This window comes from Moorena sp. SIOASIH (genome assembly GCF_010671925.1).
In the GTDB taxonomy this organism is placed as follows: Bacteria; Cyanobacteriota; Cyanobacteriia; order Cyanobacteriales; family Coleofasciculaceae; genus Moorena.
In genome coordinates, this window is record NZ_JAAHIH010000005.1 from 909,083 (window position 1) to 922,181 (window position 13,099).

At 43.6% G+C, this 13,099-nt stretch carries 12 protein-coding genes; 8 read left to right on the top strand and 4 right to left on the bottom strand.

Features of this window, described 5'->3' with window-relative positions; all coding sequences use genetic code 11:
* Positions 1-247 precede the first annotated feature (247 nt).
* The gene (locus F6J90_RS31150; RefSeq protein WP_293102752.1) at positions 248-397 is read left to right on the top strand and encodes a hypothetical protein; all 150 of its coding nucleotides are present in this window, start codon (positions 248-250) and stop codon (positions 395-397) included.
* 1 nt (position 398) lies between these two features.
* Here the strand turns inward: F6J90_RS31150 and psbA are convergent, their stop codons facing one another.
* Positions 399-1,478, bottom strand: coding sequence for a photosystem II q(b) protein (gene psbA, locus F6J90_RS31155; RefSeq protein WP_293102755.1), 1,080 nt, complete (start codon positions 1,476-1,478; stop codon positions 399-401).
* A 497-nt stretch (positions 1,479-1,975) separates the two neighbouring features.
* Here psbA and F6J90_RS31160 point away from each other — a divergent pair, with 497 nt between their 5' ends.
* On the top strand, positions 1,976-2,371 hold the full coding sequence (locus F6J90_RS31160) for a hypothetical protein (RefSeq protein ID WP_293102758.1): 396 nt from the start codon (positions 1,976-1,978) through the stop codon (positions 2,369-2,371).
* A gap of 63 nt (positions 2,372-2,434) precedes the next feature.
* Here the strand turns inward: F6J90_RS31160 and F6J90_RS31165 are convergent, their stop codons facing one another.
* A complete protein-coding gene (locus F6J90_RS31165; protein WP_293102760.1) occupies positions 2,435-3,496 on the bottom strand; it encodes a hypothetical protein in 1,062 nt (353 codons plus the stop codon).
* A 630-nt stretch (positions 3,497-4,126) separates the two neighbouring features.
* Here F6J90_RS31165 and F6J90_RS31170 point away from each other — a divergent pair.
* Positions 4,127-4,852 carry a helix-turn-helix transcriptional regulator gene (locus tag F6J90_RS31170; protein WP_293102763.1) on the top strand — a complete coding sequence of 242 codons (726 nt, stop codon included), beginning with the start codon at positions 4,127-4,129 and terminating at the stop codon, positions 4,850-4,852.
* On the opposite strand, the gene F6J90_RS31175 is transcribed toward F6J90_RS31170, so the two are convergent.
* A complete protein-coding gene (locus F6J90_RS31175) occupies positions 4,849-4,974 on the bottom strand; it encodes a hypothetical protein (RefSeq protein ID WP_293102766.1) in 126 nt (41 codons plus the stop codon). The genes F6J90_RS31170 and F6J90_RS31175 overlap by 4 nt on opposite strands.
* 28 nt (positions 4,975-5,002) lie before the next feature.
* Here F6J90_RS31175 and cofG point away from each other — a divergent pair, with 28 nt between their 5' ends.
* The 5 genes from cofG to F6J90_RS31200 all read left to right on the top strand — a co-directional run bounded on the left by cofG (position 5,003) and on the right by F6J90_RS31200 (position 12,191).
* Positions 5,003-6,001, top strand: a complete 999-nt coding sequence (gene cofG, locus F6J90_RS31180; protein WP_293102769.1) for a 7,8-didemethyl-8-hydroxy-5-deazariboflavin synthase subunit CofG — start codon at positions 5,003-5,005, stop codon at positions 5,999-6,001.
* A 356-nt stretch (positions 6,002-6,357) separates the two neighbouring features.
* Positions 6,358-6,732 carry an SET domain-containing methyltransferase gene (locus F6J90_RS31185; protein WP_293102772.1) on the top strand — a complete coding sequence of 125 codons (375 nt, stop codon included), beginning with the start codon at positions 6,358-6,360 and terminating at the stop codon, positions 6,730-6,732.
* A 334-nt stretch (positions 6,733-7,066) separates the two neighbouring features.
* The gene (locus F6J90_RS31190) at positions 7,067-8,257 is read left to right on the top strand and encodes an LL-diaminopimelate aminotransferase (protein WP_293102775.1); all 1,191 of its coding nucleotides are present in this window, start codon (positions 7,067-7,069) and stop codon (positions 8,255-8,257) included.
* 46 nt (positions 8,258-8,303) lie between these two features.
* Positions 8,304-9,245, top strand: a complete 942-nt coding sequence (locus F6J90_RS31195) for a glyoxylate/hydroxypyruvate reductase A (protein ID WP_293102778.1) — start codon at positions 8,304-8,306, stop codon at positions 9,243-9,245.
* Positions 9,246-9,461: 216 nt separating this feature from the next.
* Positions 9,462-12,191, top strand: coding sequence for a pentapeptide repeat-containing protein (locus F6J90_RS31200; protein WP_293102781.1), 2,730 nt, complete (start codon positions 9,462-9,464; stop codon positions 12,189-12,191).
* Between the two features lie 369 nt (positions 12,192-12,560).
* Here F6J90_RS31200 and F6J90_RS31205 read toward each other — a convergent pair whose 3' ends face one another.
* The gene (locus tag F6J90_RS31205) at positions 12,561-12,998 is read right to left on the bottom strand and encodes a hypothetical protein (protein WP_293102784.1); all 438 of its coding nucleotides are present in this window, start codon (positions 12,996-12,998) and stop codon (positions 12,561-12,563) included.
* Between the last annotated feature and the right edge of the window lie 101 nt (positions 12,999-13,099).

Sequence of the window (13,099 nt, forward strand, 5' to 3'; positions counted from 1 at the left end):
ATTTTACCTACCCATACTTTTTATCTTGTAGGGTGAATGAATGGGTAGATCTCATTTTTGCTGTTTGACCTGCTGGTGCGTTACGGGGCGGGCTGTTTCAACCAGGCGCGAAGAGGCTTAAAATTAGGGCAAGCCCGCCCCTAACGCACCCTACTGGACTGACACAGCTAAAGTAGTACAATAGCATTTTGGTAAAAACCTTAATTTACAAGGGATTAAGGGATTGTCCTAAAACACCATTTTAGCTGTGTCAGTCCACTACGCAACATTTACTGTTCCCGATTCCCGATTCCCGATTCCCGATTCCCGATTCCCGATTCCCCTTATATACAAACAAAAAAGCGCCCCCCAAACGGAGAGCGCTTTTCTCAAACTAAGCCAATTAAGCCAAGTTTAGATTAGCCGTTGATAACTGGAGCAGTTAAAGCAACAGGAGTAGCTTCACCAGCAGCTAGATCTAGAGGGAAGTTGTGAGCGTTACGCTCGTGCATTACCTCGAAACCTAGGTTAGCGCGGTTAAGTACATCAGCCCAAGTGTTGATTACATGACCTTGAGAGTCAATAACACTTTGGTTGAAGTTGAAGCCATTGAGGTTGAACGCCATGGTGCTGATGCCCAAAGCGGTAAACCAGATGCCTACTACAGGCCAAGCACCTAAGAAGAAGTGCAAGGAACGGCTGTTGTTGAAGGACGCATATTGGAAGATTAAACGACCGAAGTAGCCGTGAGCTGCAACGATGTTGTAAGTTTCTTCCTCTTGTCCGAACTTGTAACCATAGTTCTGAGACTCGGTTTCGGTGGTCTCACGCACTAAGGAGGAGGTCACCAAAGAACCGTGCATCGCACTAAACAGCGATCCGCCGAATACGCCGGCTACACCCAGCATGTGGAAGGGGTGCATAAGAATGTTGTGCTCAGCTTGGAACACGAACATGAAGTTGAAGGTACCGCTGATTCCCAAAGGCATACCATCGGAGAAGGAACCTTGTCCAATGGGGTAGATTAGGAACACGGAGGTAGCAGCAGCCAAGGGAGCGCTGTAAGCAACGCAGATCCAAGGACGCATACCCAGACGGTAGCTCAGCTCCCACTGACGACCCATGTAGGTGAAGATACCAACAAGGAAGTGGAAGATGATTAGCTGGTAAGGACCACCATTGTAGAGCCACTCATCTAAGGAAGCTGCTTCCCAGATTGGGTAGAAGTGCAAGCCAATGGCGTTAGAAGAAGGAACAACAGCACCAGAGATGATGTTGTTGCCATAGATCAAGGAGCCAGCAACAGGCTCACGGATGCCATCAATGTCCACAGGGGGAGCAGCGATGAAGGCGATAATGAAGCAGATGGTAGCGGTTAGCAATGTAGGGATCATCAGTACACCGAACCAGCCTACATAAAGGCGGTTGTTGGTGGAAGTGATCCAATCGCAGAACCGATCCCACACGTTAGCGTTACGCTGTTGTAATGTGGTAGTCATGTTCGGATGATTGCGTTTATTTGATTATCTAGGTTCAGCAGGCTTGTTTTGCCTGTCTGTATTTATCCTAATACAATCCTGAAGATAAATACATTTTCTGGGTTCAATCGTAACTTTACTTAAAACTACTTAACTTTGCTTAATAAAAACCATGCGATCGCTTTCGTGAATGATTACTGAGAGCTGACAAAATTTTAATCAATACGAGGGATGAATCAGAGGGATGAATCCTATGCTGGGCAAGGCTTAGGCCAGTATATGGCCAGCTTGGTGAATCCGTTTGATCCAGTGCTAGTTTAGCTTAACATTGCTTAACAAAAATAGCAGTGATTGCTTTCGTAAATCCTTACTGAGATCTCGGACAATTTTGATTAATCCTAGGGATTAACCCTAGGTTGGGCAGTGCCTACCAACGCTATGACAAGCTTGATTATCTGTCTGATCCACTGCCCAACCTAGATGAACTGCCTAAAGTAATTCATAGGACTTAATAAAAAATGTGCGATCGCTTTTATGACCAGATATTAGGTTTGTTACAGCTGTCGGCAGGAAACGGGCAAGATGCCCGTTCCACGCCTGATGCCGATTCCACAGGATTAATCTTGGGGTGGGCAGTGCCGACCAACGCTCTTTGCAAGCTTGATTATCTGTGTGATGCACTGCCCACCGTAATACTGTCGGCAGAGAACAGGCAAGCAAGAAGAATCTTCGGGTGGGCAGTGCTTACCAAAGCGCTTTGCAAGCTTGATTATCTGTGTGATGCACTGCCCACCGTAATACTGTCGGCAGAGAACAGGCAAGCAAGAAGAATCTTCGGGTGGGCAGTGCTTACCAAAGCGCTTTGCAAGCTTGATTATCTGTGTGATGCACTGCCCACCCTACTACTGTCTTAGTCATAGCTGACTTCTGACTTCTGACTTCTGACTTCTGACTTCTGACTTGCGCGTAGCGCTATATCACCCGGTCAGTCTTGATTCAGCACCATTCCACTTAAATTCCAGTTTTGATATCGCCTTTGCCATGGCTAGACTCAAAAATTGGTCTACTGATGTATACAGCCAGGATACAGAGGAATTGCTCTGATCACCGATTTTCTGAAATCCTATCGCCATGGACAGCTCTTGATAACTGGGATGGATGGTCATGGCGTATAAATCCCAAAGGTTGGGAAAATCAGCTTCCATACCCACTAGGGTTTGCTGCACATCCTCCAGGAATCGACACACATTCTGGTGATTTATATAAGGAGTATCAATCATCCAACTCCTGACTAAAACCGAAGTAGAATCCGGATTTCCGGGGGTAGCCATTTTTAGAGGGTCGATAGTGGAGGTGGAACTCAAATAGAGGCTATTGCTAGCAGGAAGAAAGAATTTTTCCTCAGACTCACTGGCGGTGGGATAGAGCATATAAAATCCAACGGCAGCAGAGGTATCACAGCGACGTAGCACTCGCATACTACTGGGGTATTGATGTGCCCAGCTCCGTAGCAGCTTGGTAATTTTGAAGGGGATATAATTGGTTGTATTACTCATCCAGTTGTAGTTGCGAGCCAAGAAATTCGCCACGATCACAGCATCAGTGCGGGGGTTAAAGCCATCAACTTGAAACTGTATGGCATCAGCTAATGGGTTAGATGATGTTAAATGGGCAACAGGGCGAATTCTGATACAAATCGTATTGCCATCAAAGATTTTCTCAATTAATCCGAGATCCACTAGGATATTAATCATCATCCCAGCAGCGCGATCGCTTCCTCGGTCTTTGTTAGCATAGAAGAGTTCTGCCGCTTCTCGATGAGTACAGGGGACAAACCCTTTCGGTATGGTCAATTGGGTAAGGGGTTTTCTTAAGCGACCACTCAATTCCTGTTGCTTGAGGAGTAGATAAGCCCACAATCGCACGAAATACTCTGCCCGACAGCGAGTTAAACCGACCCGTCGTGGGGTGATCAGTTTATATATATAGTTGTCTTGTAACTCATCCGGAAACCACTCATCGATAAATGCTGGAATCATTGCTCATGGATCATGTAATAGAGTGACAAAATTGTGGCAAGGTAGTTTCATGAGAAGCTATCAGCTATCAGCTATCAGCTATCAGCTATCAGCGAACAGCGATTAGCGCTACGCGCACGCTACGCGAACAGCTAAAGGCCTGTGGTCAGGCTACGGAAAAAGTTTATGCCCATAGCGCACGCTACTTAAAAAATAAGCTGAACGCGCACGCGTGAGCTTTTAGCTGACGGCTGACTACTGAGGGCTGAATGCTTACATTTCATGACTTGGCTTAGCTAGCCCATTCACTATTTCTACACATTGCCGTGATCTAATGGTATTTATTGAGAGATATATATATAGAGCAACACCCCTCAAGAGTATAATTTCGGATTTTCACTCCACAAAACTCATAAAAAACCAATAACTGTAGAAAAACTTCACCTTCTTTCGGGTCCCTTCACCCCGCTACCCTTGATTGCAAACAAATGCAACGAATTTGGGAAATCTGTAGCTTGCTCATTGTAGCTACAGAAGTGCGCCTATAAAAATGACTGTATCAGTAAGCCACGACGAGTTACTCAATTCAGCCATCTCTGTATAGAGTTCTTGGGTAATTCGCAAAGTTATGGGTATTGAAGGAGATTCAACATGTATAGCTTAGAGTCCCAGATTAACTACCAAGTCAAAGGTTTCGATCGCGTAGCGTGGCCTTCCGCCAATCGCGTAGCGTGTCCTTCGGCCAATCGCGTAGCGTGGCCTTCCGCCAATCGCGTAGTGTGGCCTTCCGCCAATCAGCTCAGTCATTCGGAAAATAAGTCTAAAATTGCTAGTTTACAATCCTCAAACTCTCAATTCCTCCTACAAGCTATTCTTGAAGGGTTTGTTGACGGTGTCTTGATTCTGACGTCTCAAGGAAAGTGGGTTCATGCTAATGAACGTGGGAGTCGCATTTGTCGTCAACTCTGTCAAGATAAGTCACAGATGAGTTCTATCCCTGAGTCAATTTGGCGAGTGTGCGAAGGGTTAATTGATAGTCGCGATTGGTTTTCTGGGCAGAAAATGATTCTTGAGTCGGAAATCCAAACCGATAATTCGGTAACGTTTCGAGTTAGGGTAAGATGGTTAGTCTTGGATAATCAAGCAGAGCCCTATCTGTTAGTCACTCTAGAGAATCGCCATAATTCTTACTATAATGCTGCTATTACTGATGCTAAAAAATATGGATTGACTAACCGGGAAGCTGAAGTGTGGTTGCTTAAGAAAGCTAAACTATCTTACAAAGAAATTGCAGCTCGGCTTTATATTACTACCAATACTGTTAAGAAGCATCTGAAAAATATTTATGCTAAACAACAGGCATTAGTTAGTAGTTAATAGGGAGTAGGGAGTAGGGAGTAGGGAGTAGGGAGTAGGGAGTAGGGAATCGGGAGTAGGGAACAGGGAACAGGGAACAGGGAATCATTGATAAGTGTCAATTGACCATTAACAATTATCAAAGGACTCTTTTGACTGCTGCTTTTTCCTATGAACGTTTCTGATTGCCAATCTGATTCCCACATCATTACCTACAGCCCTGCTTACACTTTGGTACCCACTTACGAATGCTTTAATCGCTGTAGCTACTGCAATTTTCGTGCTGAACCGGGTAGCAGTCCTTGGTTGAGTCTGGAGGATGCGGAAAATCAGTTAAGGTTGCTTCAGTCTCAGGGTGTTTGTGAAATTCTGATTCTCAGTGGTGAGGTTCATCCTAGGTCTTCACGGCGCAAGGCTTGGTTTCAACGAATTTATGATTTGTGTGACCTGGCTTTGTCTCTGGGATTTTTGCCCCATACTAATGTTGGACCGTTGAGTTGGGAGGAGATGGCGGCGCTCAAGCAGGTGAATGTATCTATGGGGTTGATGTTGGAACAATTGACACCGGAGTTGCTCAAAACGGTTCACTGCTATGCTCCGAGTAAGATACCAGAGGTGCGACTACAACAGTTGCAATGGGCGGGAGAATTGGGGATTCCCTTTACGACCGGTTTGTTGTTTGGCATTGGTGAGACTGAGCAGGATTGGTGGGAAAGTTTAAATGCGATCGCACAAATTCATGGTGAGTATGGTCATATCCAAGAGGTGATCCTGCAACCTTACAGTGAGGGCACTACAGAAATGTTTCATAGTCAGTCTTTCGGGATTAATCAGCTGCTAAAAGTGATTCGGAAGGCGCGTCAGATTTTGCCCAAGGATATTACTGTCCAAATTCCTCCCAATTTAGTTGATACTGTTGGGGAATTACCTCAACGGTCTTCTGCTCTATTAGCTTGTTTGGAGGCTGGCGCACGGGATTTAGGAGGAATTAGTCCCAAGGATGAGGTGAATCCCGATTATCCTCATCCCCATAGTTATCGATTGCGAGAAGTGATCGAACCAGCTGGATGGAAGTTAGTAGCGCGTTTACCAGTTTATCCTAAGTATGACAGTTGGTTACCTCCGAGATTGCGACGGGTGGTTGAGAGATGGCGGATTGGTGATAGGTAATTGGTTATGGGTAATTGGTAGACGTGTTGAACAGGGAAGTGTGGGAGCTGTGAGCAGATGGGAAGATGGGGAGTTACATTTGCAACTGGTGTGGTTTCCAAGGAAACAATTAGGTTGGCATGCCAGGCATATGCCTAGACTTTATTTCATTTAACCTTGTCGATAGATGATATATTAGAATGTATAACGATTTGGCAGTGACCATAAAACTCAAGTTCAGTTTTGAGCAATCAGAGCTAAGTTTTGATAATTTGACCATATATTAGAACGCAAAATCGTCGAAAATATGGCAACAATCAATAACGTCTATCCCAAAAAGTAAATTAGAGATTGTAGTTATCCTAGAATTGAGATTAATGCAGGTTACTGAACAAATAACAAAAGTAAAAGATTTTGCTGAAATCCGCGAGTGTCCCACAACTGGGAGCAAATCCCTAAATGCCACCGCCGAGTTTATGCCCGGACAGGTCATCCATAATTTTGCCCCTAAAGAAGTCCTCGATCGCCCGAACTATTTAACCGTCCAAATTAGCGATCGCGAACATATTATGCTCGACCCCGAGTTCTTGCAATACATCAATCATAGTTGCGCTCCCAATGTTTGCTTCGATACTAAAAATATGCTGGTTAGGGCACTCCGAAAAATAGAAATAGGAGAAGAATTAACATTCTTTTATCCATCAACGGAATGGTCTATGGATCGGGGATTTGATTGTATTTGTCAAAGTTAAAATTGCCTGGGAGCAATTCAAGGTGCTGCCCACTTACCCCTAGAGGTTCTGACAAACTATCAACTTTCGGAGTATATACAGCAAAAGCTAGCAATTTAGCCTAGGCATATATAGCAATTCTATTTCCCATGAGGTACAAAGGGATCCCCCTAAATCCCCCTTAAAAAGGGGGACTTTGAGGTTGATAATTGTACCTCATAAATGCAATAATAGCTATAAGCCATAAATCCTTAGTGTTAAGGGCGATTGAGCCTTCAACAAAAAAAAATCCTAAAGCTCTTGGTGCAGATGCTACCAAGGCGATAGTCAGTCACCTGTTACCCATTCCGATTCAATGGCCACTAAAAACTTATCTCTGAGTCAGTTAAGTGGAGGAAAAACCTATACCGAAATCGTTTTTAACCAAGTTTGGGGTAAGTTTGAAGCCTATCGAGCAAGCCATCCACAACAACAACTATTTATGATGGCTTTTGGTGACACTACTCAGCCTTTGCCACCTACAGTGGTGCGGGCTTTAGTAGAGGCAGCAAATCGCTTGGGCGATCGCCAAACTTATACGGGTTATGAAGATATTACCGGAAATCCAGCCCTGAGATCGGCAGTTTGTGCCGACTATTACCAGAAAAAAATGGACATCGATCCGTCCGAAGTTTTTATCAGCGATTGCGCTCAATCCGTTTCGGTCAATATTCAAGAACTGTTTGCTCCAGATAATACAGTAGCAGTACAAAACCCCACTTACCCCTCTTTTGTGGAAGGAACCTTAGTGGCAGGTCGTCCATTGGTAAACTTGCCCTGTCGCGAGGACAATAATTTTGTGCCCAAGCTTCCGGATGAAAAAGTAGATCTGATTTATCTGTGCTTTCCCAATAACCCCACGGGAGCGGTTGCTACTCCCGAACAGCTCCAAGCTTTTGTGGACTATGCCAGAAGTCATCAAGCTGTAATTATTTTCGATGCTGTTTACAGCGCATTTATTACGACTCCAAACATACCCCAGAGTATTTATGAAATCGAAGGGGCCAAAGAATGCGCCATTGAAATTGGCAGTTTTTCCAAATGGGCAAATTTCACCGGTTTGAGGGTGGGGTGGTGCGTTATTCCTCAAGGGCTAACCATTAAAAATACAGTGCCAGGAGAATTAAATGATTTGTGGCGGCTCCGGCATGCTGTTAAGTTTTGGGGTACGGCCAATATTGCCCAGCACGGAGCGATCGCAGCTTTATCCCCAGCAGGGCAACAGGAATGTCAGGAGGTGGTAACGTATTACCTGGAAAATGCTCGCTTGCTCCGAGAGGGTTTGGCAGCAACGGGGCTAACGTGCTTTGGTGGCATTGATAGTCCTTTTGTTTGGGTGAAGGCACCCCAAGGCTTGTCATCCTGGCAGTTTTTTCAAAAAATGTTGCAATCGACCGGGATTGTGGGCGTCCCCGGTTCCGTGTTTGGGGATTGTGGAGAAGGGTACTTGCGTTTGGTGGCATTAGGACCGAGAGAGGAGATTGAAGCGGCTGTCAAAAATTTGTGATGAATCAGTAGAAAATTATTGTCGATTCACTAGATGAGCTTCAACTATGGCAGTGTTAATACTTGCAGAAATCGATCCGACAGACCCATGGTTTGCCCAATTAATTACCAAATTGAAGAACCGCAAGGCTGATTTAGATTTGCGCGTCTGGCCTGAATGCGGGAAACCCGAAGAGATTGAGATTGTGTTGGCATGGTTGCCCCCACTGGGAGTGATGCAAACGTTTCCCAACCTGAAGTTAATTATATCCCTCGGAGCCAGCGTAGATCGGATTTTAGTAGACCCTGATCTCCCCAATCACATCCCGATCGTGCGTCTGGTCTCGGAAGGCAAAACATGGCAAATGGCCGAGTATGTCACTCTAGCTGTTTTGCTGTTTCAACGGCGGTTTATGGAGTATCAAGCATTGCAGCGATCGCGGCGCTGGAAATATCTACCGGTACTAGATGCGAGGGTATTTACAGTGGGGATTTTGGGATTAGGGGTTTTAGGGTTAACGGTCGCAAAAAAGCTTGCAGCTATTGGGTTTGCGGTGCGGGGATGGAGTCGATCACCAAAAGCAATTGCCGGAGTCGAGTGCTTTCACGGGCGCGAACAGTTCAAGCTTTTCTTGAGAACATGCCAAGCAATCGTATGTTTGCTGCCGCTAACCCCAGAAACCGAGGGTATTCTATGCCATGACACGTTTTCAGCTTTACCGACCGGGGCTTACTTAATTAATGTCGGTCGAGGCAAGCACTTGGTAGAAGCAGATTTATTGAGTGCCTTAGATTCAGGTCAAATTGCTGGTGCGTGTTTGGATGTATTCGATACCGAACCCTTGCCCAATGACCATCCTTTTTGGTCTCATCCCCACATTATCGTAACTCCTCATATCGCTGCTCCTGGTATGCCTGAGGAGGTAGTCGATCCCATTCTCGATACAATCAATTGTAGTCGCGAGGGCAGACCATTGGAGTATGTAATTGATCGAAACCGTGGCTACTAAGTCTTAATTGTATGTTTGCTCAATGTGGTTAAGTATATGCCAAAGAAAGAGTCAAACCCACATACCGCACCCTAAGTTAGAATAGTGAACGCTTCAAACAAGCTCTAACACAAGCTGGAACCAAGATTCCGATAATTTCGTCTGGTCAGAGGTGAAAAGATTGACCGATAAGCCTGATGTCAAACAGGAAGTGTGGTCAACAAGTAAGTAGCAACTATGTTCTCAGACTTCTCTGGCCAAAATCTCCGAGGTCGCTCCTTCAAGGGTCAAAACCTTACAGGAGCAAACTTTAACCACGCTGACCTTCGAGGTGTAGACTTCACCAATGCTCTTTTAAAAGGAGCGACCTTTAGCCATGCTAGAAGTGGACTACGGTATTACTGGGTAATTCTTTTACTAGCATTTTCATTACTTGTGTCAGTCTTATCAAGTCATATTTTCTGCCGAACTGGTCATATTTCCCTGAAATTTCTGGAATCAGAATCCCCTATTCTTCAGAGTGCGATCGCATCAGCACTGTTATTAATCTTTAGCATCATTATTATCCGGCGGGGATTTGCCCTGGCATTAGTGCTGGTGGTTATAGCTGTAGCTGATATTAGCCTCGAAGCTAACATTACCCGTATTGCTATAGCCGTAGCTGGAGTTGAGACGTTAATGTTAGCTATCGCTGTAGCAATTGGCACAACTATAGCTATCGCCCATGGTGGAATTATACCAGGAATTTTAGTAGTAGCTGGAGCTATCATCGCCAATATAGATATCCATGGGGAAGAAGCTTTAGCTGGTAATATTGTAGAAGCTGCTCATTTTTCCTGGGGTTTGGCTGTGACATTGCTAGGTGCTTATGTGGCTAAGCAAGCCTTGGCTGAAGACCCAAAATTTGCCTTTATTCGCTTAATCGCTATTACCTTCCCCGCTAAACTAGGCACAATTTTTCGCAATGCTAACTTAACCGATGCTGATTTCACCAAAGCTACCCTCAAAAGTACAGATTTCAGAAATGCTAACCTCACTCGCACTAACTTTCATCTAGCCACAAACCTTGACCTAGCTAGAGTTAGCAATACTATTTTAATTGACCGAGAGGTTCGGGATTTAGTCGTTACTCACCGAGGTGCTAATCAAACCTATCGGGGACGTAATCTCAAAGGAGCAAACCTAGCAGGTGCAGACCTCAGTGATGCTGACTTAACTGAAGCGGATGTGAGTGAAGCTACCTTTGAGGGGGCTTGGTTGGAACGAGTTAAGCTGACTAAAACCCAAGCTTTAACTACTAATTTTAAGTATTCACGGCTAACCGGAGCTTGTTTAGAAGCTTGGAATATTGACAGCACGACTCAACTAGATGGTGCTATCTGTGACTATGTTTATCTGCTCAACCACCAGGGAGAACGCCGTCCTAGTAGTGGGGAGTTTGCGACCGGAGAATTTACTAAACTGTTTCAAGAAGTTTTAAATACCGTTGATTTAATCTTCCGCAATGGAGTTGATTGGAAAGCGTTCGCTTCTTCGTGGCAAAAAATACAAATCGAAAATGAAGGTAGTGAACTGGCTATCCGCAGTATTGAAAATAAAGGAGATGGCTGTGTTATTGTCAGAGTAGATATACCGGATGATGCTAATAAAGCTGAAATTCATAGTAATTTTATTCAACATTATGACTTGGCTCTCAAAGCTTTAGACGAAAAGTATCGAGCTGAGCTAAACAGTAAAGATGAGCAAATTACTCGCTATCAGGAGGATCAAGCCTATTTCAAAGAATTATTGACTCAACTAGCTAGCCGACCGGTTAATCTGAACGAGACTCAGAAAGAACCAACCTCAAAATCGCTAAACAGCAAGTTAGTTGTTATCAAAGTTGGTCAAGGTAACCTCAGAGAAGGGTTTCCGATTACGCTTCAGATTGGAGCAGAGGGAAGTTTCCCATCGGTAGAATGCACGGGGGTTTTGCCCTCAGCTCCGGAAATTATCCAATCCTATGGCAAATGGCAATCACTCTACCGCCGAGGGATGAGAACTGGTCTACGGCTAGAAGTGATAGAAACAAAAATTACTAATTTCAGCAGAAAAGAGTTTTTTGATGCATGTCATGATTCAGCTGAAAACTTGAAAGAAGACCTGAATCGTTGGCTGAAATCTGAGTCCTTTCGCTCGATTAGAGAACAACTGCTAGAAAAGTTAACCACTTCTGATTTAATTCGTTTTATTATCCAAACCGAAGATAGTAAACTGAGGCATTTACCTTGGCATCTCTGGGATTTTTTCGACCGCTATCCTAAATCGGAATTTGCTTTGAGTACTCCCGCTTATGAACGCATGGAAAAATCTACGTCTACTAAGGCGAAGGTAAACGTATTAGCAATTCTGGGTGATAGCACTGGGATTGATATTCATAAAGACCGGATTTTATTAGAGCAATTACCTGATGCAGCAGTCACCTTTTTAGTAGAGCCAAATCGACAAGAGATCAATGACCAACTCTGGGCGCAACCCTGGGATATTCTATTTTTTGCTGGTCATAGTTGTAGTCATGCTCAGGATGAAATTGGACAGATTTTTATTAATAAAACCGATAGTTTGACCATTGCTCAATTAAAGCATGGTCTGAAAAAAGCGATCGCTCAGGGCTTAAATCTAGCAATATTTAACTCTTGTGATGGATTAAGTTTAGCAGTGAATCTCGCTGATTTACACATCCCCCAAATGATAGTGATGCGGGAGCCTGTGCCAGATCAAGTAGCGCAAGCGTTTCTTAAAAACTTCCTGGCTGCCTTTGCCAGTGGTAAGCCATTCTATTATTCCGTCCGTGAAGCCAGGGAAAAGCTCCAAGGTCTAGAAGATGAGTGTCCTTGCGCTACTTGGTTACCTGTGATTTGCCAAAACCCAGCAGAAATTCCAGGCACTTGGCAAGATTTTCGCAACGCTATTGGAGACAGCTGCTGAATTGAAGATTGTAGAGTGGGCAAAAACATTTTGGTTATGGGTGAGTATTCTAGATAATAGAATTTTGCCACGCCACTACGCACTTGTTGTCACCCCTTCACAGGGTTTAAACAAGTAAAATTTTTATTTATAAAATCCACTCTACCAGCATAAACATTAAACAAGTTTTACCAAGCACAAAATAAGGAACAAAATCAAAGTTTTCATCATATTCACCATTATTAAGAGGGAATAACAAAACCTGGTCAGAGGGGTTTACAAACATCATTGGAATAACTTTTGACAAAAAAAACTCAATATATTCCTCTCGCTGTTTTAAACAAGCTTCTGTTTCAGGGGTTGATTTATAATTATCATCATGATTTTCGTTTATACCATAAATTTTTCTAAAAATTTGTCATTAAACCATTCAATGAAATCAACTTGACTAAGATATTTCATTTGTTTAAAAATTTCTTCTAACTTATATACATCGTCATCATAATTATCTATATCTCTTTCATGATGAAGATACTGTTCTTTCAGGTCATATAGAGAGTCTAAAACTTTTTCGTCAATATCCTTTGATGTTGGGGTAAATGTTGCGGGCTTAGCCAATAGCTTAATATTGACAACAAATGGAGGACCGTATGCTTTTCGCCCAAACCGTTCTTCTAGTTGTAACAGTTTTTCAATAGTCTCGAAAATGGATTGGTCAAAGCCGTAATTTGGTAACAAACAAATTTCATTGGTAAGTAAAAAAGCTTTGTCAATATAGTTTTTATCTACTGAACCGTGTTGAGCAATACAAATTTTTTGCTTATCCATAAATTTACCATTTTCTTGAAAAATTTACTCTAGCAAACTCCACCTGATTCGCCCATAACAATCGATTTAACCCAACCCAAACAGTCGGGGCATTAACTGAA

Excerpts from the sequence above, each read along its gene's own strand:
- F6J90_RS31185 (WP_293102772.1), top strand. The coding sequence starts at position 6,358 with ATGCAGGTTACTGAACAAATAACAAAAGTAAAAGATTTTGCTGAAATC.
- F6J90_RS31170 (WP_293102763.1), top strand. The coding sequence starts at position 4,127 with ATGTATAGCTTAGAGTCCCAGATTAACTACCAAGTCAAAGGTTTCGAT.
- F6J90_RS31165 (WP_293102760.1), bottom strand. The coding sequence starts at position 3,496 with ATGATTCCAGCATTTATCGATGAGTGGTTTCCGGATGAGTTACAAGAC.
- F6J90_RS31190 (WP_293102775.1), top strand. The coding sequence starts at position 7,067 with ATGGCCACTAAAAACTTATCTCTGAGTCAGTTAAGTGGAGGAAAAACC.
- F6J90_RS31200 (WP_293102781.1), top strand. The coding sequence starts at position 9,462 with ATGTTCTCAGACTTCTCTGGCCAAAATCTCCGAGGTCGCTCCTTCAAG.
- psbA (WP_293102755.1), bottom strand. The coding sequence starts at position 1,478 with ATGACTACCACATTACAACAGCGTAACGCTAACGTGTGGGATCGGTTC.
- F6J90_RS31160 (WP_293102758.1), top strand. The coding sequence starts at position 1,976 with ATGTGCGATCGCTTTTATGACCAGATATTAGGTTTGTTACAGCTGTCG.
- F6J90_RS31195 (WP_293102778.1), top strand. The coding sequence starts at position 8,304 with ATGGCAGTGTTAATACTTGCAGAAATCGATCCGACAGACCCATGGTTT.
- F6J90_RS31205 (WP_293102784.1), bottom strand. The coding sequence starts at position 12,998 with ATGGATAAGCAAAAAATTTGTATTGCTCAACACGGTTCAGTAGATAAA.
- cofG (WP_293102769.1), top strand. The coding sequence starts at position 5,003 with ATGAACGTTTCTGATTGCCAATCTGATTCCCACATCATTACCTACAGC.